Annotated in this window: 21 protein-coding genes; 2 read left to right on the forward strand and 19 right to left on the reverse strand. The window is 28.5% G+C overall.

Translation table 11 applies throughout. From position 1 onward, the window contains the following. Window positions 1-128 precede the first annotated feature (128 nt). Window positions 129-305: a hypothetical protein gene (locus NSA50_RS17310; RefSeq protein WP_195264384.1), complete on the forward strand. Its 177-nt coding sequence runs from the start codon at window positions 129-131 to the stop codon at window positions 303-305. Between the two features lie 126 nt (window positions 306-431). Here the strand turns inward: NSA50_RS17310 and NSA50_RS17315 are convergent, their stop codons facing one another. From NSA50_RS17315 to NSA50_RS17365, 11 genes are all read right to left on the reverse strand, one after another. After that, window positions 432-935, reverse strand: a complete 504-nt coding sequence (locus tag NSA50_RS17315) for an NAD(+) diphosphatase (protein WP_195264385.1) — start codon at window positions 933-935, stop codon at window positions 432-434. 136 nt (window positions 936-1,071) lie between these two features. Next, window positions 1,072-1,767, reverse strand: a complete 696-nt coding sequence (gene sfsA / locus NSA50_RS17320; RefSeq protein WP_195430711.1) for a DNA/RNA nuclease SfsA — start codon at window positions 1,765-1,767, stop codon at window positions 1,072-1,074. A gap of 999 nt (window positions 1,768-2,766) precedes the next feature. Continuing rightward, complete coding sequence (locus tag NSA50_RS17325) at window positions 2,767-3,066, reverse strand: DUF3892 domain-containing protein (protein ID WP_195430710.1); 300 nt, start codon at window positions 3,064-3,066, stop codon at window positions 2,767-2,769. Between the two features lie 72 nt (window positions 3,067-3,138). Further along, window positions 3,139-3,579: a hypothetical protein gene (locus tag NSA50_RS17330; RefSeq protein ID WP_195264388.1), complete on the reverse strand. Its 441-nt coding sequence runs from the start codon at window positions 3,577-3,579 to the stop codon at window positions 3,139-3,141. Window positions 3,580-3,717: 138 nt separating this feature from the next. Further along, window positions 3,718-4,314, reverse strand: a complete 597-nt coding sequence (locus NSA50_RS17335; RefSeq protein ID WP_195264389.1) for a response regulator — start codon at window positions 4,312-4,314, stop codon at window positions 3,718-3,720. Window positions 4,315-4,337: 23 nt separating this feature from the next. Beyond that, window positions 4,338-6,167 carry a sensor histidine kinase gene (locus tag NSA50_RS17340; protein ID WP_195264390.1) on the reverse strand — a complete coding sequence of 610 codons (1,830 nt, stop codon included), beginning with the start codon at window positions 6,165-6,167 and terminating at the stop codon, window positions 4,338-4,340. Window positions 6,168-6,465: 298 nt separating this feature from the next. Then, window positions 6,466-7,053, reverse strand: a complete 588-nt coding sequence (gene rbr, locus NSA50_RS17345) for a rubrerythrin (protein ID WP_195430707.1) — start codon at window positions 7,051-7,053, stop codon at window positions 6,466-6,468. 294 nt (window positions 7,054-7,347) lie between these two features. Continuing rightward, complete coding sequence (locus NSA50_RS17350) at window positions 7,348-9,219, reverse strand: PTS fructose transporter subunit IIABC (RefSeq protein ID WP_195430704.1); 1,872 nt, start codon at window positions 9,217-9,219, stop codon at window positions 7,348-7,350. 14 nt (window positions 9,220-9,233) lie between these two features. After that, window positions 9,234-10,139 (reverse strand): 1-phosphofructokinase, encoded by a 906-nt coding sequence (gene pfkB / locus NSA50_RS17355; RefSeq protein WP_195430703.1) that lies wholly within the window; start codon window positions 10,137-10,139, stop codon window positions 9,234-9,236. Next, window positions 10,136-10,888 (reverse strand): DeoR family transcriptional regulator, encoded by a 753-nt coding sequence (locus NSA50_RS17360; protein WP_195430702.1) that lies wholly within the window; start codon window positions 10,886-10,888, stop codon window positions 10,136-10,138. The genes pfkB and NSA50_RS17360 overlap by 4 nt, the downstream gene beginning before the upstream one ends. 213 nt (window positions 10,889-11,101) lie before the next feature. Further along, window positions 11,102-11,422 (reverse strand): (2Fe-2S)-binding protein, encoded by a 321-nt coding sequence (locus NSA50_RS17365; protein WP_195264395.1) that lies wholly within the window; start codon window positions 11,420-11,422, stop codon window positions 11,102-11,104. Window positions 11,423-11,651: 229 nt separating this feature from the next. On the opposite strand from NSA50_RS17365, the gene pflB reads away from it, so the two are divergent. After that, entirely contained in the window at window positions 11,652-13,883 is a 2,232-nt protein-coding gene (gene pflB / locus NSA50_RS17370; protein WP_195264396.1) for a formate C-acetyltransferase, read from the forward strand. A 33-nt stretch (window positions 13,884-13,916) separates the two neighbouring features. Here the strand turns inward: pflB and NSA50_RS17375 are convergent, their stop codons facing one another. From NSA50_RS17375 to NSA50_RS17410, 8 genes are all read right to left on the reverse strand, one after another. Continuing rightward, entirely contained in the window at window positions 13,917-14,801 is an 885-nt protein-coding gene (locus tag NSA50_RS17375) for a tocopherol cyclase family protein (RefSeq protein ID WP_257447161.1), read from the reverse strand. After that, complete coding sequence (locus NSA50_RS17380) at window positions 14,791-16,233, reverse strand: FAD-dependent oxidoreductase (protein ID WP_195430699.1); 1,443 nt, start codon at window positions 16,231-16,233, stop codon at window positions 14,791-14,793. The genes NSA50_RS17375 and NSA50_RS17380 overlap by 11 nt, the downstream gene beginning before the upstream one ends. A gap of 90 nt (window positions 16,234-16,323) precedes the next feature. After that, entirely contained in the window at window positions 16,324-16,797 is a 474-nt protein-coding gene (locus NSA50_RS17385) for a metal-dependent transcriptional regulator (RefSeq protein ID WP_195264399.1), read from the reverse strand. A gap of 327 nt (window positions 16,798-17,124) precedes the next feature. Further along, window positions 17,125-18,525 (reverse strand): FAD-binding oxidoreductase, encoded by a 1,401-nt coding sequence (locus NSA50_RS17390; RefSeq protein ID WP_195264400.1) that lies wholly within the window; start codon window positions 18,523-18,525, stop codon window positions 17,125-17,127. Then, a complete protein-coding gene (locus tag NSA50_RS17395) occupies window positions 18,515-19,717 on the reverse strand; it encodes an electron transfer flavoprotein subunit alpha/FixB family protein (RefSeq protein ID WP_195430697.1) in 1,203 nt (400 codons plus the stop codon). The genes NSA50_RS17390 and NSA50_RS17395 overlap by 11 nt, the downstream gene beginning before the upstream one ends. 11 nt (window positions 19,718-19,728) lie before the next feature. Continuing rightward, window positions 19,729-20,517, reverse strand: coding sequence for an electron transfer flavoprotein subunit beta/FixA family protein (locus NSA50_RS17400; protein ID WP_257447168.1), 789 nt, complete (start codon window positions 20,515-20,517; stop codon window positions 19,729-19,731). Window positions 20,518-20,864: 347 nt separating this feature from the next. Continuing rightward, window positions 20,865-21,431, reverse strand: a complete 567-nt coding sequence (gene dhaS, locus NSA50_RS17405; RefSeq protein ID WP_257447171.1) for a dihydroxyacetone kinase transcriptional activator DhaS — start codon at window positions 21,429-21,431, stop codon at window positions 20,865-20,867. Window positions 21,432-21,566: 135 nt separating this feature from the next. Further along, window positions 21,567-22,457, reverse strand: coding sequence for an SDR family oxidoreductase (locus NSA50_RS17410; RefSeq protein WP_257447174.1), 891 nt, complete (start codon window positions 22,455-22,457; stop codon window positions 21,567-21,569). Between the last annotated feature and the right edge of the window lie 304 nt (window positions 22,458-22,761).

A 22,761-nucleotide genomic window follows, 5' to 3' on the forward strand; every position in this document is an offset into this window, starting at 1 on the left:
TTTTTTTAAGCTATAATTATATTATACTACCTCAAATATATATTAAGATACATATAACTAAATAATTTTATTAGATTAATTCATTTTTATCAATATATTTATTTTAATTTTTAACATAAATAATAATTTTGAAAAATGTTTATATTTATTCAAAATATAAAAAAGAAACTTTTCTGTATTATAGCTTAGATGGAGAATGTGAATTATATGGAGAGCTTTCTTTAGTTGGAATTATGATAAATAAGGCTGAAATAAATTATAATGATAGAACTTTATCTGTTAAAATATATGAATCTGATTATTAAGCATTATGTAATTAAAAAACAGTAAATAGATTTATACATAAATCTATTTACTGTTTTTTAAACGCCTCGATTTGCTTTAATTTCCTTCTACAGCTATTCCAAAGGCTCTACTATTTATATAATCATTTATATACTTTTAGCTTCTCTTATCTCCAAGACCTTTTTTACAACCCTTGTACCAATTATATCCTCTTTCATTTCCTCTAATGCATCTGCTAGCTTACTCCAACCCATACCTTCTACTTCATCGGATTTATTAATTTCACCTGAAACAAAATCTGCCATGAATGTTATCATTAAAATTTCCTTATCTTTTACATAATCAGAACCCATATATGTAATATTATTTATATCAATTCCAGCCTCTTCTTTTACTTCCCTATAAACTGCTTCTTCTGCTGTTTCATTATTATCTACATATCCCGTTAACAATACCTTAGAATTTTTGTATATATAACTTTGCTTCAATAATAATATTTCATCATTCTTAATTATTGCCACCATTATACATGGCTTTGGAGTATCAAAAAACATCACATCGTCATGAGAACAATACGGTACACCGCCTTCATCCCAACTATACTTTTCTTCTAATCCTCTACCGCATAAAGGACAAAATTTGTACTTCATAATACACCTCTTATTTAACTAAATAACTATTTTTCTAAATAACAACTCAAATATATAATCTATTATTTATATATTTGAGTTAAATATATAATCTTTCTTTAAACTTATATCTTATATCTTATATCTTATATAGTAATTATAATATTATATCAACTTTTTTATATATTTCAATTCCATCTTTTTCAACCTTACAGTTATATGCCATTATATCAACATTATTTTCTTTTGCTAATCTTAATGCATTTCCAAATTCCAAATCAGTTATATCGTTAGGCGAAAAAGTATTAACATTATCTAATTGAATTAAAAATAAAATTCCTGCTCCAAATCCTTGTTTTTTTGCTTCTATTAGCTCTGATATATGCCTTGCACCTCTCTCTGTAGGAGCATCTGGAAATCTACAATGTCCGTTATCCTCTAAGGTTACTCCTTTCACTTCTAAATAATATACTTCACTATCATCTTCTGTGGATAACTTAAAGTCAAATCTACTTTTACCAAAGGTTTTTTCTCTATTAATTTTAGTATATTTATGTAAAGTATCAATCTTTTTATTATTTAAAGCCTCATCAACAACCTTATTAGGTATCTGAGAATCTATACTAATTAATATATCCCCTTTCATTGCTGCAATTAAATCATATTTTGTTTTCCTACTAGGATTTAATTCTTCTCTTAAAAATACTTTTGTTCCTTCTTTTAAGATTTCTCTGCATCTTCCTGTATTTGGAACATGAACTACTATTTCCTCTCCATTTAATATGACATTTGCATTAAACCTATTAGGCCTACTTTTAAATATTGCTTCATATATATTCTTATTATATTTCATATTTTTCTCCTTAAACAAAATCACAAATGTAATTTCAACATTTTTTTTCATATATTTTATCCACAGCACTTCTAAAATCATAAGTTGTCCACAGGTAAAATTATTAAAGCTCTTATTTTTCCTATATTTATAGTATTATTGTAACATTATCCTCAGTTTTTATCCACATTTTGTACAAACTGTGCATAACTATATTTTGTTACCCAAATTATAAAATTATTAACTGTTACATTCTCCTACATATATTAGTGTTCTTCATCAAAAATCATCATATTGTTACAAACGTATATTCTTTCCATATATATTGTGTCAATACCTTTTTAAAAAGTTTTCAACAGTTTTTCCAAGTTGTCCACATTTTGTGGATAACTTTCCACAGTTTTAACACTTTTCCACTTGTTAATGTTTATTTACACAATAAATATTCCTTTAATCTTTTTAATACCGTATATTATATATTTCTATCTTTTATACTAATGTAAAAGATTATACTATTTTTATAATTTTATTTAATGAAAATAGCTTTATAATAAAATGACAGTAGGTAGATTTGTATAAAACACTTCTTCCTACTGTCATTCTTATTTAACCTATTGCTTTTATAATTTAAATTATCTATTTTGTAGAATAACTATTTTTATAGTATGACATCAAATACTGAATAGCTAATACAAATGGTCCAACTAATGCTGTTATTATAGCCCAAATTAATTTATTTTGGCCTTTTTCTTCCGCTAATTTATATGATGCAAATACTGATGCTATTAATAAAAAAAATAACCATAATTTTATTTATTTTCTCCCCTATAATTAATTACTTTCCTTAATCAATTTAATTCTACATAATTAATATATTGTTTTCAATAAAACTATGTTGGCAAAAAAGTAAACTCTTTGTGAATAAGTAACCTAATATTCATTTTTAATATTAAAAACTCTTATCTATTAACTGTATAAGAATAAAGTAAGATATAAAAAATTTTTATATCTTACTTTAAATTACTCTACAGTTGGTAGCGAACTTAAATTATTATTTTCACTTTGGTCTGGAAGACTTCTTAAATATTCTTCACCTTTCTTTGAAACTCCAACTGCAACTCCAGATATTTGACCATTCTTAGCCATTTTAACGCCTTCTTCTTTTGATACTCTTTCGCCATTTGAAAGTTCATATCCTACTACTTCTCCAGACTTCTTAATTAAAGCCTTTATTGACTCTGCATCACTATTTGGTGTTGGTACTTCTTTATTTATATTTATAGGTAGTCTTCCAATCATTCCATCATTTTCTTCATTCATAATAACACCTCCATTTGGTTATAGTGTTATTTTATCCATTAGAAATTCTTTAATACAAATCTACTTGCATTTTTATTTTAAAATGCTTTCTGCTTGTTCCTTAAGTAATTCTATATTATTATCTGCATCTACAGTAGTAAAATTGTATACTTCTTTAAAGTTATAAAAGTAATTTGCAATCGCAATCTTCTTTGATCTAGAAATACTTAATACTGAAGCTAGATTTTCTAAGAAATCTACCTCTTCATCTTCATACTCCCCATCAACCAATGCTAGTCCAACTAATTCAAAATATACAATTGCTTTTGCCCTATCATTAGATTTTCTTATTATTTCTAAAACTTCATCATATCCCATATGATGCACTTCCGAATCACTTAATCCTAATTCTTCCTTATACTCTTTTAACAGAACTTTTTCTTCTTTAGCAAATTTATTATCTACATCAGCAAAAATAGAAACTAAGTTTATAAAAGCTATAGATTCTTCTTTATTTAACTCCTTCAAAAACATCTTATCAATCCCTCCTTACAATATAATTCCTTATTTAATAAAATTATCCTTTATTAAATTATATATAATATCTAATATATTTAAAACCCATTATTTAAAATATGTACATACCTTCTTCCCTAGTCGCACTTAAATTTCCTAATTAAACAATTCATATATATCTTTAAATCTTTGCTCTTCTACTTTATTTCCAATTAGTCCATTAAACTTACTTATCATTAAATATACTTCTTTATTATATGGATCCATCCCTATTATTTCCTTCAATAATTCATGTATTTTATTGTATTTATCCATATCATTTTGAGCTAAAAGGCTTCTTACTTCTGCTATAATTAAATCTAAATTACTTTCATTTTTGTTTTGTATACTTTTCCCCTCTATTTCATCTAACACAATGTTTATTCTGTCAGGTGAAAATGGCTTTTGAAGATATACTACTGCACCTAACTTAGTACATTCTATTGCGTTCTTTACTGTTGCAAAAGCTGTCATTATAACAACAGGGCAATTTATTCTAATCTCTTTAATATTTTTTAACACTTCAGTTCCACTTATTCCTGGCATCCTAATGTCTAAAAATATTAAATCTATTACTTCATTTGTATTATTTATTATATTTAACGCCTCTGCTCCACTATCTGCTGTGATTACCTCGTAACCCCTTAATTCTAAACAAGTACTTAATAATATTCTTATATTCTTTGTATCATCAATTACCAAAACTCTTTTCATATAATCACTCCTAAACTACTTCTTTAGGATAGTGGAATAGTAAATATAAATTTACTTCCATATCCAACCTTACTTTCGCACCATATTTTTCCCCCATGTATCTCTACAATCTCTTTTGCTATAGATAATCCAAGCCCTGTACTCTCTTCTGGTATTTCAAATCCTTCTACTCTAACAAACCTCTCAAATACTTTTTCTAAATAATTACTTGGAATTCCTCTTCCAGTATCTGTTACAGATACACATATATTATTTTCTTTAATATATCCATCTATTTTTATAGAACCTTTTTCTGTATATCTAACAGCATTAGATAGCAAGTTATTCAATACCCACTTTATTTTCTCTTCATCCATCATAACATCAGGCAATCTTTCTTCTAAATTTAATTTCAATTCTATTCCCTTCTCTTTTGCTAAAGGAATAAAATTATACAAGCAATTCTTTATTAATTCTTTAATATCATTATTTCTTATATTAAAAGAAGTCTTGTTTGATTGGATATGTGATATCTTTAATAAATTTGATACTAAATCATTTAATTTCTGTACATCTTCTTTTATAGTTTCTAAAATTTCTCTTTGCTTGCTATTTAATGATCCTATATTACTATCATTTATAAGTCCAACTCCCATCATTATTGATGTCAATGGCGTTTTTAATTCATGAGATATTGTCCCGATAAAATCTGCTTTTATAATTTCTAATTCCTTCAGTCCAGTTATATTCTTAAATAATACTACTACCCCATCAATCTTCTCTTCTGATCCTTTTATTATAGTTGAAGTTATATTAAAAAAATATTTTTTATTATTTCTTTTTATTTCAATTAATTCCTCTCTATTTTCACTACCTTTATTAATAGATTCCTTTATATATTTGTAAACCTTAGATAAATTTATAACTTCAAAGAAACTTTTATCAATGCAGTGTTCTTCATCAATATTAAAGAAGCTTTTTCCTTCATCATTTATAAATTTAATTCTAAATCTATCGTCCAACAATATTATCGGATCTGATATACTTTTAATTATGCTTAAAGATCTATTTTTTTCAGCGACTAAATTTCCCTCTGTGCTCTTTTCAAAATCATATAATCTATTTGTCATATTATTAAATTCTTTTGCTAATAATCCTATTTCGTCATCATAGATTACAGGTGACTGCTTATTTAAGTCTCCTGCCTTTACAGATTTTATTGTATTTATTAATAAATGTATTGGATTGAAATATCTATTGGTAAAGAACATAGCTATTGATCCTCCAATTATAGCTCCTCCAAGTGATATAAATATAATGAAGTATATGGATGATTCTGAACTACTTCTAAGAGCACCTTCTTTTTTAAGCATAATATCTTCATTTAATTCAAATAATTCTTTCAAACTTTTATTTAGCAAATCTATTTGTGGTGATATTTTTTGATAGTAAATTTGAACTAATTCATCATGATTTTGGCCATTATTATAATCTTGTAGCCCAGAAAACAACTTACTAAACTCTATATATTGAGAGTTTATTCTATCCACTAATTCTAATTCTCCAGGCTCCGTTATATTACTTTTCTCAACATAAAACCATTTATAAAATTCATCATCAGTTGCATGAAATAAATTTAATGCTTCATCTTTATTTCCTTGCAAGTATATTAATATAGCCTTATCCTGACTATTAATACAATCAATCATCTTGTTACTTGTATTAATACTTTTATAATTATTAGTAATTAATCCATTTGTAGATTTATTAATATTATACATATTAATAACTGCAAATAATCCTACCAATATAATTATTATTACAAGGATACTATATATAATTGTAAATCTTTTTTTTAAAGAGTTAATCATCATTTTAACCTTCCAATTTTAAAATATTGTTCTTTGATTATATTAATTATACATAATACACAAATATATATTCCACAATTATTTTTTTCTTTTATAAATTTGATCATATATAATTCAATTATTCCCTTGCCTCAATTAGAACTTATATATTTAAGTTTAAGAGATATATAGAATGGACATACTTTTTAAAGGTTTAAATATTAAATAAAATCTATAATCACATTTTAAAACTTTGAACTTTTACATTTTAATATATAAAAAGCTTAGGAATATTAGCTCCTAAGCCTTTCATATAATATTTTTAATAGTTTTCTGCAAATAATTCAAAGTATCCTTGTGGATGTAAGCATGCTGGACATACTTGTGGAGCTTCTTCACCCTCAAAGATATATCCACAGTTAGTACATTTCCATAAAACTGATTCATCCTTCTTAAATACTTTTCCTTCTTCTATATTTTTTAATAACTTATTATATCTTCTTTCATGCATATTTTCTACTTCTATTATTCTTTCATATGCTACTGCTACAGCTGGGAATCCTTCTTCTCTTGCTACTCTTGCAAATTCTGGATAATCATGAGACCATTCCTCATGTTCTCCTTTAGCTGCTGCTCTTAAATTTTTGGCTGTATCATCATATAAATCTACTGGATAACCAGCATTGATTTCTATAGCCTCTCCAGCAAAATCATCTTTTAAAAATTTATAAAATCTTTTTGCATGTTCTTTTTCTTGCTCTGCAGTCTCCATAAATATGTTTGCAATTTGTACATATCCTTGCTTTCTTGCTACACTTGAATAATAAGTATATCTAGTTCTTGCTTGTGATTCTCCAGCAAAAGATTTCATTAAATTTTCTGCTGTTTTAGTTCCCTTTAAACTCTTCATTTTATCCACTCTCCTACCTATAGATTTAGTTATTTAACCACTTTTCTATTATATTACATCTGAGATTAATTGGCAAATTGGATACTCAATAAATAACCTCAATAAATATTTTATTTTTGCTTTTTTCTAAATATTCCTTCATTTTTTCATTTCCTTAATTTATTTTTCTACCTTTAATTCATTTTTACTTACACTAATATCATTCATTATTATTACCATAATAATACATTTTATATACTTATCAAAAAAAAAAAAAAATAGTTATAAGATTAAACTTACAACTATTTTTTATAATTAATTTTTATTTTTCTTTAATACCGCTAATACAATCATACCTACTAATGATCCAATAACTAAAGCACAAAAGTAACCTAATGGATTAGTTATAACTGGAAGAACAAATATACCTCCATGAGGTGCTCTTAAAGCACAACCAAAGAACATTGACAAAGCTCCTGCTGTTGCAGAACCAAGCACACAAGATGGTATCACTCTTAATGGATCCGCTGCTGCAAAAGGTATAGCTCCCTCTGTTATAAATGATAATCCCATAATATAGTTTGTTACTGCTGATTGCCTTTCTTTAGCTGTAAACTTCTTTTTAAAGAATGTAGTACATAAAGCAATGGCAAGAGGAGGTACCATACCACCAATCATTACTGCTGCCATAATTTCAAATTGTCCACTAGCTAATGATGCTGTCCCAAATACATATGCAGCTTTATTTAAAGGGCCACCCATATCAAATGCCATCATTCCACCTAAAACTGCACCAAGTAATATCTTACTACTCTCACCCATATTATTCAAAACATTAGTAATTCCATTGTTCACAGCTGCCACTGGTGGATTGATTATAAACATTATTATTGCACCGATCAATAAAATTCCAAAGAAAGGATACAATAAAACCGGTTTTAAACCTTCTAAGCTATTTGGTAACTTTTCAAACAACTTCTTCAATCCAACTATTAAATACCCTGCTATAAAACCTGCTATTAAGGCCCCTAAGAAACCCGAACCACCTTTATTAGCAAGCATACCCCCAACAAATCCTACTGCTAGAGCTGGTCTATCACCTATACTCATAGCTATATATCCAGCTAATATAGGTAACATGAAATCAAACGCTGTTCCACCAACTGTTTTTAAGAAGGCTGCGAATGGAGTATTCATACCAAAATTTGCTGGGTCAATGCTATAGTCATCAAATAAGAATGCTAAAGCTATTAAAATACCTCCGCCTATTACGAATGGTAACATATGAGATACCCCATTCATAAGGTGTTTGTAAATTTGATGCCCTATACTATCCTTTTCTCCTGATGATTCTTCTTCTGAAGTTTTTGCTCCATTATGGTGATAAATTGGTGCATCTCCTGCAGTAGCTCTATTTATCAACTCTTCTGCTTTGTGTATTCCGTTTGCAACTTTAGTTTGAATTACTTTTTTCCCTTCAAACCTTGCCATTTCTACTTTTTTATCAGCTGCAATTATAATACATTCTGCTTCATCTATTTCTTTTGCTGTTAATACATTTTTAGCTCCACCCGAACCATCAGTTTCTACCTTAATTGAAACACCCATTTCTTTAGCTTTTCCTTCTAAGCTTTCTGCTGCCATATAAGTATGAGCTATTCCTGTAGGACATGCTGTTACAGCTAAAACTTTATATCTATCTTTACTTTCAACTTTATCTTTATTTAACTTTTCGTTTTCAAAATCATCTATTAATTTTATAAACTGCTCTGCAGATTTTGCATTTAATAGTCCATTTCTAAAGTTTTCATTCATTAACATAGTTGATAATCTCGCTAAAACTTCTAAATGAAGATTATTTTCTCCATCTGGTGCTGCAATCATAAAAAACAACTTTGCTGGTTGCCCATCTAAAGAATCATAATCAACTCCATCATTAACTACCATTGCTGCTAATCCAGCATCCTTGACTGCACTTGTTTTAGCATGAGGTATAGCAATTCCATCTCCTATACCAGTTGTACTAAGTTCCTCTCTAGCTAAAACAGATTTCTTATATTCACCTTTATTATTTAAATTTCCTGATAAACTCATCAAATCAACTAATTTATCAATAGCTCCTTCTTTAGAAGTAACTTTAGGATTTATTGCTATAGATTTTTTATTTAATAAATCTGTAATTTTCATTTCAATCCTCCAAATTATAATATTTGATTCAACAATTCATAAACTTTTTCTTTTGTTGCTAATCCTTCTGAAAATGCACTTGCACTTCCAGTAGCAACACCCATTTTAAATGCTTCTTCTAGTCTATTATTCTTTAGATATCCAGCTATGAAGCCCCCTACCATCGAATCGCCAGCTCCAACTGAATTAATTAATTTTCCTTTAGGTACATCTGATTTAATTATTTCATCATTTTCTGTTACAAGTATAGCTCCATCACCTGCTCTAGAAATTAAAACATTTTTGGCTCCCATTTCTCTAAGCTTTTTGGCATAAGTTACTATATCTTCTTCATTTCCTATGGTAGCATTAAACAGCTCTGCTAATTCATGATGATTAGGCTTAATTAAAAATGGTTTGTATTTTAATACATTTAACAAAAGCTCACCCGTTGCATCAACAATAAACTTTATACCCTTATCAGATAATCTTTCCATTATTACTTCATATATATTTTTAGGAAGAGTTGCTGGAATACTACCTGCTAAAACTAAAATATCCTCCGCTTTTAATAATTCTAGTTTTTCATATAGTTCCTCTAGATCCTTATCTGAAATACTAGGACCTTGACCATTTATTTCTGACTCTTCATTAGATTTTAATTTAACATTTATCCTAGACATTCCATTACTAAGCTTTATAAAATCAGTTTTGCACCCAAAAGCTTTAACTTTATTCTCTATTTCCTCTCCTGTAAAACCTGCTATATATCCAAGAGCTACATTCTCTACATCTAAATTCTTTAACACTATAGAAACGTTTATCCCCTTACCTCCAGCGTAAACTTCTTCATAAAAAGTTCTATTTACTTCACCTAATTTAAAGTCATTAACTTTTACTATGTAATCTAATGCTGGATTAAAAGTTATAGTATAAATCATAGTTTTAAAACCTCCACTATTTCTGCTTTATTACAATAACTAGCATTCTCTAATATTGTTGTTATTATTACTGCTTCATCTATTTCTCCAAAAGTTATACAACTAATCTCATTAAATTTGGTTTTATCCGCCAAAATATATGGGCTTCTGGTTCTTTTTAATGCCTCTTCTTTAACTAATGCTTCTTTTATATCTGGAGTAGTATATCCTCTATAGTCAGATATACCATTTGTTCCGAAGAAGCCCTTTGTAAAATTATATTTTTTTAAGCTATTTACTGCTTCTACTCCAACTATTGCTTCAGTTGCAGCTTTTATCTCTCCTCCAAGTATATAAGTTTTAAATCCATTACTTATTAATTTATTTGCTTGATTTATTCCATTAGTAACATATATTGCTTCTTTCTCTTGTAAAAAATCAATCATTAAATTTGTTGTTGTACCTGAATCTATATATACAAAATCGTCTTTTTTAATAAGAGTTGCTGCATATTTTGCAATAATAGCTTTATCATCAATATTTAGCGTTTCCCTTATAGATACTAAATCATCTTTAGTATGAAACTCTCTTTCTAATGTAGTTGCCCCACCATGAACCTTTTTCAATTTTCCGACTTCATCTAGAAAATTTAAATCTCTCCTTATTGTAGATTCCGAAGTGTCTAGCATCTTTACAAGTTCATTTACATATACTACAGATTTTTTTCTAATCTCTTCTAATATAATCTTATGTCTTTCTTCAGTTAACACCAACATCACTCCCAACTAAATAATACAACTTTTCAAAATCAATTTCAACCACTTTCGTTCATTTTCATTCATTTTCATTCATTTTCATTTATATAAATATATTTATAACCACTTACTTCATAATTATCTATATTTTATGCTATTTAAAAAGAAAAACCTTAAGGATTTTATTCCCTAAGGTTTATTTTCGTGTAATTAATAGCAAAATATACTTTATCTTTTTAATTCAATAATATTTTCGATTAACCCCTTACATCTTCCACAAGTAGTTCCTGCTTTAGTTACTTCCCCAACTTTTTCAACTGTGTCTGCACCATTATTAACCGCATTTACTACGTCTTCTAATGATACATTATTACAACCACATACAGAACCTAAAATTGATTGAATTTGGCTTGTACAACCGCCACAACAAGTTGCAGCTCCAGTTTGATCCATTATTTCATCTAAAGTTCTCGCACCACTTTTCATTGCTTTTCTTATATCTAAATAACTTACATTTCTACATCTGCAAATCTTTCTATCTCCAGCCATAAGATCCTCCAAAAATTAAATTTATATCCTTAATATTATATATCGACAATATCTATTATTCAATATATTTTATTAATTAATTTTTTTTATTCCCATCGTCTTGTTTAGGTATTAATTTATTGCAATAAGAGCATTTTAATGTTAGAATTTACGTGATAAATATTATTTATTGAGAATTCCTTCCAATAAAAGTTAATGTTTATAAATGTTAGAAAAAGGGGTGCATTATATGAAGCAAGAATGGATCAATTTTAAAGAAGGTCAATGGACTAAATCTGTTGATGTAAGAAACTTTATACAATTAAACTATACTCCATACAATGGGGATGATAGCTTTTTAGTTGGTGCTACAGATGCTACAAAAAAGTTATGGGATGAGGTTAGTGAATTATTTACAAAAGAAAGAGAAAATGGTGGGGTTTTAGATGTTGATACTGAAACTATTTCTGGTATTAACGAATATAAGGCTGGATATATAGATAAAGCTTTTGAAAAAATAGTTGGTGTTCAAACTGATGCTCCATTAAAAAGAGCTGTAATGCCTTTTGGTGGTATTAGAATGGCTGAAAATGCTGCAAAATCTTATGGCTACGAAGTAAGCCCAAGAATTTCAGAAATATTTAGTAAATATAGAAAAACTCACAATCAAGGTGTTTTCGATGCTTATACTGACGAAATGAGATTAGCAAGAAAATCTGGTGTTATCACAGGTCTTCCTGATGCTTATGGTAGAGGAAGAATAATTGGTGACTATAGAAGAGTTGCTCTATATGGAGTAGACAGATTAATAGAAGATAAAATTGCTCAAAAAAAGAGCTTAGAAGTTAGATGTATAGATGAAGATATTATTAGATTAAGAGAAGAGCTTTCTGATCAAATAGTTGCTTTAAAAGAATTAAAAGGATTAGCTGAAACTTATGGTCTTGATATATCTGGACCAGCTAAAAATGCTAAAGAAGCTATTCAATGGTTATACTTTGGATTCTTAGGTGCAATAAAGGACCAAAATGGTGCTGCTATGTCACTTGGAAGAACTTCAACTTTCTTAGATATATATATTGAAAGAGATTTAAAATCAGGATTAATTACTGAAGAAGAAGCTCAAGAATTAGTTGACCATTTCGTTATGAAATTAAGACTTGTTAAATTCTTAAGAACTCCAGAATATAATGATTTATTCTCAGGAGATCCAACTTGGGTTACTGAGTCAATTGGTGGTATGGGATTAGATGGAAGAACATTAGTTACTAAGAACTCTTTCAGAATTCTTAATACATTATATACTTTAGGACCATCACCAGAACCTAATTTAACAGTACTTTGGTCAACAAGATTACCTCAAGGATTTAAAGATTTCTGTTCAAAGGTTTCTATAGATACAAGTTCAGTTCAATATGAAAACGATGATTTAATGGCTCCTTATTGGGGAGATGATTATGCAATTGCTTGCTGTGTATCTGCTATGAAAGTTGGTAAGCAAATGCAATTCTTCGGTGCTAGAGTTAACTTAGCAAAAACTTTACTTTATGCTATAAACGGCGGAAGAGATGAAAAGTATGGAATGCAAGTTGGTCCAAAACTAGCTCCAATAACTAGTGAGTATTTAAATTACGAAGAAGTAATGGATAAATTTGAAATAATGACGGATTGGTTAGCTAACCTTTATGTTAATACTTTAAATGTTATTCATTACATGCATGATAAGTATTCTTATGAAAAGTTACAAATGGCTTTACATGATAGAGACGTATTTAGAACAATGGCTTGTGGTATTGCTGGATTATCAGTTTGTGCTGACTCACTTTCAGCTATTAAATATGCTAAAGTTAAACCAATAAGAAATGATGAAGGTATCGCTGTAGATTTCGAAATCGAAGGTGATTTCCCTAAATACGGAAATGATGATGATAGAGTTGATGATATAGCTGTATATCTTGTTGAAAATATGATGAATAAAATAAGACAAAACAAGACTTACAGAAATGCTTACCATACTCAATCAGTATTAACAATAACTTCAAATGTTGTTTATGGTAAGAAGACTGGTACTACTCCTGATGGAAGAAAGGCTGGAGAACCATTTGCTCCAGGAGCTAACCCAATGCACGGAAGAGATAACAGCGGTTCATTATCATCATTAAACTCAGTTGCTAAATTACCATACGAGCATTCACAAGATGGTATATCAAATACTTTCTCAATAATTCCAGATGCTTTAGGAAAGAATCCGGAAGATAGAATTAGAAACTTAAGCTCATTAATGGATGGATATTTTGGTCAAAATGCTCATCACTTAAACGTAAATGTATTTGATAGAGCAACTCTATTAGATGCTATGGATCATCCAGAATTATATCCTCAATTAACTATAAGAGTTTCAGGCTACGCTGTAAACTTCATTAAGTTAACAAGAGAACAACAATTAGATGTTATAAATAGAACATTCCATAAATCAATGTAATTTATTTGGGACTTAGTATTACTAAGTCCCTTTTTACTTAACATACTCAAAACTAGCTTTTTGACTCTCTAAGTTAAAAAGTAAATTATCTTTCTTATAAAATTTAAACCTTGCTTTACAAGATATATTTTCATAAATTGTTCTTATCATTTCTCCACCATCAGGAGCTAGTAGTTTTTGAGGGTAATTCTCATTTATTTCTACTTCCAATTTATATTTTCCCCTTTTTATAATCAAACCATTTTCATTATAATGTAATATTTTAACTCCATTATAAGTTGCTAATCTGTATTCTTTTTCCTTATATAAAATTGATGCAATACATCCTTTAAATTCAAATCCTAAAAATGGAATATCTGCAATAGAAACCATGATGTTTGCCTTTGTATTTTTAAAACTATTACATTGAATCCATAAATATGATTTAGGAAATGATTTTCCTGAGTCCTTCTCAATATACCCTATTCCGTCTTTTATTATTATTTCTTCGTTATTTATATTCAATTTTCCATTAACTATATGATGTAAACTTATTACTCCATGACTACATTCCATTAATGGAAAGAAAGCAAATGGACCCATTATATCATTTTTAATCGTAGTAATATTATCATAGCTTAACTTACCTTTTATTTTTATCCCACTACTAACTATATTTAATATCAATCCTTTTTTAGAAAATATATTATCTCTTATTTTAATAGTTAATTTATCATAGCTTATTGAAAAATCTTTATAATCGTACTTTATATTATAAGAGTTGTCATTAGTTATCACTTGAATAAATGCATACTTTAGCCCACTTTTATCAATATTTATACCTGGAATAAAAGCTATGCTATTATCACCAAATTGCTGCTTAAAATACCACCCCTCAAAAAATCCTTTCTTATTACTATATGAATTTTTATTCTTCATACTTCAATTCCTTTATGGAAGGTGAATCTAATAAATTCCCTTTATAATCAAATCTTGATCCATGGCAAGGACAATCCCAAGACAAATCATCCGCATTCCATTTTAACTCGCAGCCTAAGTGCGGGCACTTTGTTGAAACTGTATAAACTTCTCCTGATTCATCTTTATATACTCCAACTTTTTCTCCATTATAGATAACTATCTCACCTTCACCATTATTTACATGTTCTATTGTTTGCATTGGTATATGTATTTTCTGCGCTATAAAATTATATGTTGTTTCAAATCCATCCTTCACTAGATTTTTTATTGATGCACTCATATCAAATCTACTTGGAGAAAATATATCGTAAAAGTCATGATCCACACCAACTATCATATCACTAATAATTATTGCTGAAACCATAGATGATGTCATTCCCCATTTATTAAATCCAGTAGCTACATAAACATTTGGCATTTCCTTAGAGTAAATCCCTATATAAGGAATTCCATCAGAAGTCATGCAGTCTTGAGCTGACCAGTTATATTTTTCTATTGAATTAGGATACAATTTATTAGCTAAATCTCTAAGCTTATCATAAGATCCACCTAATTCATTATCTCCAGTTCTCTTAGAGATTCCCCCCAAAATTAGTAGATCCTCATATCGTCTAAATGTATATCCTCCCTCATTTTCATCCACATACATTCCATGAATAATCTGAGCATCTTTAAGTGCGATTAGATGTTCTCTTTCTTGATGCATTCTCATAAAATAATATCCTGGTGTATTAATAATTGGGAAATGAGTTGCTACTACAATACTTTTAGCTTTTATATTTCCATGATTAGTTATAACAGTGTCCTCTTTTATGTCTAAAGCTTTAGTGTCTTCATATATAACTAATTCTTTAGCTATATAGTTTAAAAATTTTACAGGGTTAAATTGTGCTTGATTCTTGAATTTTACAGCCTTTGCTATTTTAAAGGGTAATTCAATTTCATCTACTAATTCTGCATCTATACCAATTTTTATTGCAGCTTCATATTCATTTTCTATTTTTTCAGGTTTATCTAAACTATAAACATATGCATCTTCTCTCTCAAAATCACAATCTATATTATTACTATCTATTATTTCTTGATATGTTTCTATAGCTAATTGATTGGCCTTAGCATATTTTTTAGCATTATCTTCACCAAATTCCTTAATAAGCTTATCATATATTATATTATGTTGTATTGTTATCTTAGCTGTGGTGTTCTTAGTATTTCCATTCAATATTTTCCCCCTATCTATAACAATAACATCTACCCCCCTTTCCTTTAGCATATATGCTGTTAATAATCCTGTTATACCAGCTCCAATAACAACTGCCTCTACTTCTATATCTCCCTTTAAATGATTTCTTTTCTTAATATCATAACTTTTACTCCAAACGGATTTCATAAAAATATCACCTCATATGTTATTATTCCATTAATTTTAGTAATTAAACAAATTAAAAATAAGGTGATTAATAAAATTGATAGTTAACAATCAATTTTTACTTTTTATAAAATTACCATCTATTTTCTCTTTTATATCTGGATATTTTTCTACTACTTCTATGAAATTTATCATTCTATCAAAAGTCTCTTTACTTAAAACATGCTCTATTTTTTCTGTTTCTTGTAATAAGTATTTGGACACCCCTAATATTTTTAAAAACTTTTCTATTGTATTATGTCTATTTAATAAATATTCACCATAACCACTGCCATTTTCAGTTAATTTTACATAACCATACTTCTCATAGCTGGCTAAATTTAATTCATCTAATTTTTTTACCATCTTTGTTATTGAGGCTGGCTTTACATTTAAAGCTTTTGATAAATCACCTACCCTTGTGAATCCTTTATTCTCTGATAATCTATATATCATCTCTATGTAGTCTTCCATTGAAGCTGTAATTAATCCCCCATCGTTCTTTAAATAGTTATTGAAAGTATAAAACTCTTCACTTCCCTTCATATCTAACCCTCCATATCGTACCTATCTTTATATTATATTTAACTAACTACTATAAGATTCTTATAAAAGCATATATTTTATATAAGTATTTATTCTAACCTAATGAATTTAACTATATATCCTTCTAGTTAAATACTAAATAAAAATTTCTATTTAATTTTTAAAACTCTTTTAAGCTAGTAAAATTACCGGTTTATAAAAGGGGTCGCGTTTCGCGACCCCCTTTATAAAAATAATAAATTAACTTGCCCAATATAATACTCTTACTTGAAATGACTAAATTAATTTTTACATTAAATATATTTTTAATACTACTTCATTTATATCTTAATAGCATACTTTCCCTGGATTCAATATATTCTTAGGATCAAATACTGATTTTATTCCCCTCATGATTGAGATATTTTCATCACTTAAAGAATCACTCAAATATTCTTTTTTTGCATATCCTATACCATGCTCTCCAGAAACTTGTCCTGATAATTCTTTAGCCTTATCATACATTCTTTTCATTACTTTATTAAGTTTTATTTGCCATTCATCTTCACTTAAATCATCTCTTAGTATATAAATGTGTAGGTTTCCATCTCCAGCATGTCCAAAACTCTTTATTCTTATTTCATACTCATCCTGAAGCTTATGAGTAAACTTTACAAAACCAGCAACCTTATTTCTTGGAACTACTACATCTACTTCATCCATTTCAGTTGTCGATGACTTTATAGCTTCTAAAAAAGCTCCTCTTGCAGACCAAATAGCCTCTTGTCTTTCTTCTGTATCTGATATAAATACATCTATAGCTCCTTCACTTAAACATATATCTGCAACTTTTTCATAATTCTTCTCTATTTCCTCTTTTGAATTACCATCAAAAGTTAATAATAAATAAGCATCTGAACTATGATCTGGAAATTTCTTACCTAGATATTCTTCTGCTGCAAGTATTACTTCACCTTGCATAAACTCAATAGCTGTTGGTACTGCTTTTGATTTAATTATTTTAGGTACAGTTTCTATTGCAGTTTCTAATTCTTTAAATGGAACTAATAAGCTTATAGATTTTTTAGGTAAAGGTAATAATTTCAGAGTTGCTTTAGTTATTATTCCTAATGTTCCTTCTGATCCTATTATTAAATCCTTAATACTATAGCCTGAACTATTTTTAACAACTTTTCCTCCTAAGTTTATAATTTCTCCTTTTGGAGTAACAACCTCTAGACCTCTAACATAATCCCTTGTTACTCCATATTTTACCGCTCTCATTCCACCTGCATTAGTACTTATATTGCCTCCTATTGTAGCTGTCTTTTCACCTGGATCTGGTGGATAAAATAAATCATGCTCTTGAACGAACTTTCCTATTTCCATTAGTAAAACCCCAGGCTCTACTGTTAGCGTTAAATTTTCTTCATCTAATTCTAATATGTTATTCATCCCGCTTAAATCTATGATTATTCCGCCATTAAGAGGTACACACGCTCCTACTAGACCTGTTCCAGATCCCCTTGCTGTAACTGGTATATTGTTTTCATAAGCATACTTCATTATATTTGATACTTCTTCAGTAGTGGAAACCTTAACTACTATTTCTGGAAACTTTCTAACAAAACCTAATTCATCATGGCTATAATCTTCATTTATATTTTCCCCATAAAAGATTCTATCATTATCATTTATTAATGCTTTTATTTCCTCTATATTTTTTTCTAAAACTTTATTATATTGCATATTCTTCCCCTCCAATTCCCTTAATCATTTGAATTAATTTAGGGACTATTTCATATATATCTCCTACTATTCCATAATGTGCGACCTTAAATATTGGCGCTTTTTCATCATTGTTTATAGCAAATATATAGTCAGAATTATTCATACCTGCAGTAAATTGAACTGCTCCAGAGACTCCACATGTTATTATTAATTTAGCTCTAACAGTTCTTCCACTTAATCCAACTTGCTTACTAGCATCTTCCCATCCTGATTCAATTAATGGTCTTGTAACAGCAACTTCTCCACCAAGTAAATCTGCTAACTCTCTTATCATATTCATGTCTTTTTCTGACTTTACTCCTCTTCCAGCTACAATTAAAACATCAGCATCTGATATGCTATGCTCCTTCTTTTTAACTTCTACACTTTTTACATTAATATTTGAATACAACTTGTTTTTATTAACTTCACAAAGTATTAACTTTCCTGTAGATTCTTTATTTCTCTCTGGTGCAGACATAACCTTATATCTAACTGTTGCTAACTGTGGTCTTGAATTTGGAGTGATTATTTGAGCCATTATATTTCCGCCAAAAGCTGGTCTTATTTGTATTAAATCTGTGTTTTCCTTTATATCTAAAACTGTACAATCTGCTGTTAAACCTGTTCTATATCTTGCTGCTACTCTTGGTGCTAGTGACCTTCCAACAGTAGTTGCTCCAACTAATATAACAGATGGTTTAACTTCATCTATGAAACTTTCGAACATCGCTGTATATGGTTCTATTCTAAAATTATTTAAACTATCATTATCATATACATATACTTTATCTATTCCATAATGTAATAATTCTTCTGCTTTTTTAATTATGTTATGACCTATAAATATGCAATATACTTCTTGTTTTACTTTACTAGCTAACTCTCTAGCCTTTCCTATAAGTTCAAATGTAACAGGATGTATATCCCCATCAACATGATCTACATATACTGCTATTCCATTCCACTTGCTCTTGTCTATCAATACTTTTTCTTCTTCTATATATTCTACAGCACCTTTGGGTCCCTTCTTCACACACAACTTACACATCTTACAATTAGAATTAATATCTAATTTACCATTAATATTTTCTAAAGCTCCAAATGGACAAATTTTAATAATCTCATCTATATTTACTACTTTATCTTGATTTACAACTAACTTAGACATATATATTCCTCCTAAATAAACTTTAATTCTTTTAGCTTATTAAATATATTTTTGCTTATTTCATCTGAATTCCCATTCCATTTCTCATGACTAGAATTAGATTCAGGAGGAAATATTCTTTCAACTTGAGTTGGAGAACCATTCAAACCATATTTATTTTCATCTTTATCTTCAAAATCACTTAATGATATTACATTAATTTCTCTATTCTTTGATTCTATCTTTTTTCTATATGACGGTAATCTTGGCTCAAATATATCCTTTTCTACTGTTAATAAGCAAGGATATTTAACCTCAACAATTTCCACTGTATTAGGCATGTCCATCTCTACTGTTATATAATCATTTTCTACTTCTAATATCTTTCTAACATTAGCCACATGAGGGATCCCCAAATACTCAGCTATCTCTGGTCCAACTTGAGCTGTATCTCCATCTGTTGTTTGCTTACCACAAATAATCAAATCGAAATCTCCTGTTTTTCTTATCCCTTGCGATATTGTATATGATGTTGCTAGAACATCTGCACCTGCAAATTTTCTATCTGATATTAATACCCCATTATCAGCTCCCATTGAAAAAGCTTCTTTTATTACCTCCATAGCTTGAGGTGGCCCCATACTTATTACACTTATACTCCCACCCTTTTTCTCTTTAATATTAAAGGCAGTTTCTAATGCATAAAGATCGTATGGATTCATCTTTGTATCTATTCCATCCCTTTTTAAGACTCCTGTTTTTTCATCAACTTCAACTTTTGATGTTCCTGGTACCTGTTTGATACAAACTATAGTGTTCATATATTCATCTCCCCTGATTTATTATGTTCTAAATTCTTCATATAAATTAAGAAAACATCTATTTTCTTAATTCAATATACACATTTTTGTATATTGAATTATAAATACTATTTATTTTACTTTTAGTAAATAATACTTATATTTTATATAATATTCCCCAAACAAATTGTAAACCTTTTTTATTCTTTGTTCCTTGTTTTCTATATTTTAATTCTTCTATATAGTAAGTACTTATAAATTAAATAAACTAAAGTATTTAAAATGTAAAAAAGTGATCTACTCACTATGAATAAATCACTTACAAATAATATATATATAACTATCGTTGAAAAATAGCTTATAAGTTCTTAAACCATTTCTTCATATCGTTTTAATGCCCTTACAAAATTTCCTTCTATTAACTCTTTTAGTTTCTCAATTAACACCTTAGGATCTTCCTTCATTCCATCTTTCATCCATTGTATTACCAACCCTTCAAATGCATGTGTATAAAAATCTGCCATGAATTTCTTATCTTTTGATTTTACGCTCATATCACTAGATACTTCATTAATAACCCCCATAAGTAAATCGTTTATTACTGAAAAAAGATACATATCTAAGTGAGTTCTACTTAATGAATTTAATGTGTTATAGCAAAATTCCTTATTATCTTCTATATATAAAAATATTTTATAAAACCCATCGATCCATGTACTATAACTTTTATACTCTTCTATACTTTCAATAGCTTCAGTTTTATATATCCACTCTACAAGTTCATATATATCATGAAAATGATAATAGAAGGTTTGTCTATTTACATTGCAATCTTTAACTATATCCTTTACTGATATCTTATGTAATGGATTTACTTTCATTAATTTTTTTAAAGACTTTGCCAGTGATTTTTTAGTTTGTAAAGAACTCGACACTTTTTTATTTCCCCCTAAATGCATCTTTATTTGTATTAAAAAAGCTTCGATATAATTCGAAGCCTTTTAACATGATATACCATAAATTATAGCATCACTTATATACCACATCAACTTTATTATAAAAGTGACTATTTAACGTTCTACCATTGTCCCTCCATTTACATGAATAACTTGTCCGGTTACATAACTTGAATCATCAGATGCCAAATATACATAAGCTGGTGCTAATTCATAAGGCTGGCCAGCTCTTTTCATAGGGGTGTCCAATCCAAAAGTAGATACTTCTTCTGCTGAAAAACTAGATACTATTAATGGAGTCCAAATTGGTCCCGGCGCTACCCCATTAACTCTTATACCTTTGTCTACTAGAGATTGAGATAATGAACGAGTAAATGTTGTTATTGCTCCTTTAGTGGATGAATAATCTATAAGTTCTTTATGTCCTTGATATGCTGTAACTGATGTAGTATTTATAATAGAGCTTCCCTTTTTTAAATAAGGTAATGCTGCTTTAGTTAAATAAAACATAGAAAAAATATTGACTCTGAAAGTTAACTCTAACTGCTCAGCTGTTATATCCTCTATACTCTTTTGAGGAAATTGAACTCCAGCATTATTTACTAATATATCTATCTTACTAAATCTTTCAATTGTTCTTTCCACAACTTCCTTGCAAAAGTCTTCTTCACTAATATCCCCTTCTAAATTTAAGCATTCACCACCATATTTTTCTATATATCTTTTAGTTTCATCTGCATCTTCCTCTTCATACAAATATACTATTGCTACTTTTGCTCCTTCTTTTGCAAATGCAACTGCAGTAGCCCTTCCAATTCCGCTATCCCCACCTGTTATTATCGCAACCTTATCCTTTAATTTTCCACTACCTATATAATTAGGATCATCAAATATAGGTCTTGGATTCATTATTGATTCTATTCCTGGTTGAACATCTTGATGTTGTGGTGGAAAACTTTTAATCTCACTATCACTTCGTATTTTGCCTCTATAAAATGAATTCATGTAATCCTCCTGATCTATTTATCACAGTATTTATACTAAGATATCCTTAAAATATTGTTACATTCATAAAGCTTTCATTATTATTATATGTTACTTATATCTTGAATTTGTTTATTAAATTATTTAATAATTTATAGTAAACTTTTATTATTTCCGCTTTACTAGTAATCTTTTATAATAAAAAAAGGGGCTGTTGCAAAATGATTTTTAATCATTTTGTAGCAACCTCTTTTTTTGCATTTTAAAATTGATATTTTAGGGGTTATAATAAAAACATACTATGAAATATCTGGTTAAATATTTA

It is taken from the genome of Clostridium mucosae, from assembly GCF_024622765.1.
GTDB lineage: Bacteria > Bacillota > Clostridia > Clostridiales > Clostridiaceae > Clostridium.

Coding starts and splice junctions, on each gene's coding strand:
- NSA50_RS17390 (WP_195264400.1), bottom strand. CDS start 18,525: ATGCAATATAATAAAGTTTTAGAAAAAAATATAGAGGAAATAAAAGCA.
- NSA50_RS17325 (WP_195430710.1), bottom strand. CDS start 3,066: ATGAATGAAGAAAATGATGGAATGATTGGAAGACTACCTATAAATATA.
- NSA50_RS17380 (WP_195430699.1), bottom strand. CDS start 16,233: ATGAAATCCGTTTGGAGTAAAAGTTATGATATTAAGAAAAGAAATCAT.
- NSA50_RS17315 (WP_195264385.1), bottom strand. CDS start 935: ATGAAGTACAAATTTTGTCCTTTATGCGGTAGAGGATTAGAAGAAAAG.
- NSA50_RS17385 (WP_195264399.1), bottom strand. CDS start 16,797: ATGAAGGGAAGTGAAGAGTTTTATACTTTCAATAACTATTTAAAGAAC.
- NSA50_RS17375 (WP_257447161.1), bottom strand. CDS start 14,801: ATGAAGAATAAAAATTCATATAGTAATAAGAAAGGATTTTTTGAGGGG.
- NSA50_RS17365 (WP_195264395.1), bottom strand. CDS start 11,422: ATGGCTGGAGATAGAAAGATTTGCAGATGTAGAAATGTAAGTTATTTA.
- sfsA (WP_195430711.1), bottom strand. CDS start 1,767: ATGAAATATAATAAGAATATATATGAAGCAATATTTAAAAGTAGGCCT.
- NSA50_RS17335 (WP_195264389.1), bottom strand. CDS start 4,314: ATGAAAAGAGTTTTGGTAATTGATGATACAAAGAATATAAGAATATTA.
- NSA50_RS17395 (WP_195430697.1), bottom strand. CDS start 19,717: ATGTCTAAGTTAGTTGTAAATCAAGATAAAGTAGTAAATATAGATGAG.
- NSA50_RS17410 (WP_257447174.1), bottom strand. CDS start 22,457: ATGAATTCATTTTATAGAGGCAAAATACGAAGTGATAGTGAGATTAAA.
- NSA50_RS17400 (WP_257447168.1), bottom strand. CDS start 20,517: ATGAACACTATAGTTTGTATCAAACAGGTACCAGGAACATCAAAAGTT.
- NSA50_RS17350 (WP_195430704.1), bottom strand. CDS start 9,219: ATGAAAATTACAGATTTATTAAATAAAAAATCTATAGCAATAAATCCT.
- rbr (WP_195430707.1), bottom strand. CDS start 7,053: ATGAAGAGTTTAAAGGGAACTAAAACAGCAGAAAATTTAATGAAATCT.
- pfkB (WP_195430703.1), bottom strand. CDS start 10,139: ATGATTTATACTATAACTTTTAATCCAGCATTAGATTACATAGTAAAA.
- NSA50_RS17340 (WP_195264390.1), bottom strand. CDS start 6,167: ATGATGATTAACTCTTTAAAAAAAAGATTTACAATTATATATAGTATC.
- NSA50_RS17330 (WP_195264388.1), bottom strand. CDS start 3,579: ATGTTTTTGAAGGAGTTAAATAAAGAAGAATCTATAGCTTTTATAAAC.
- pflB (WP_195264396.1), top strand. CDS start 11,652: ATGAAGCAAGAATGGATCAATTTTAAAGAAGGTCAATGGACTAAATCT.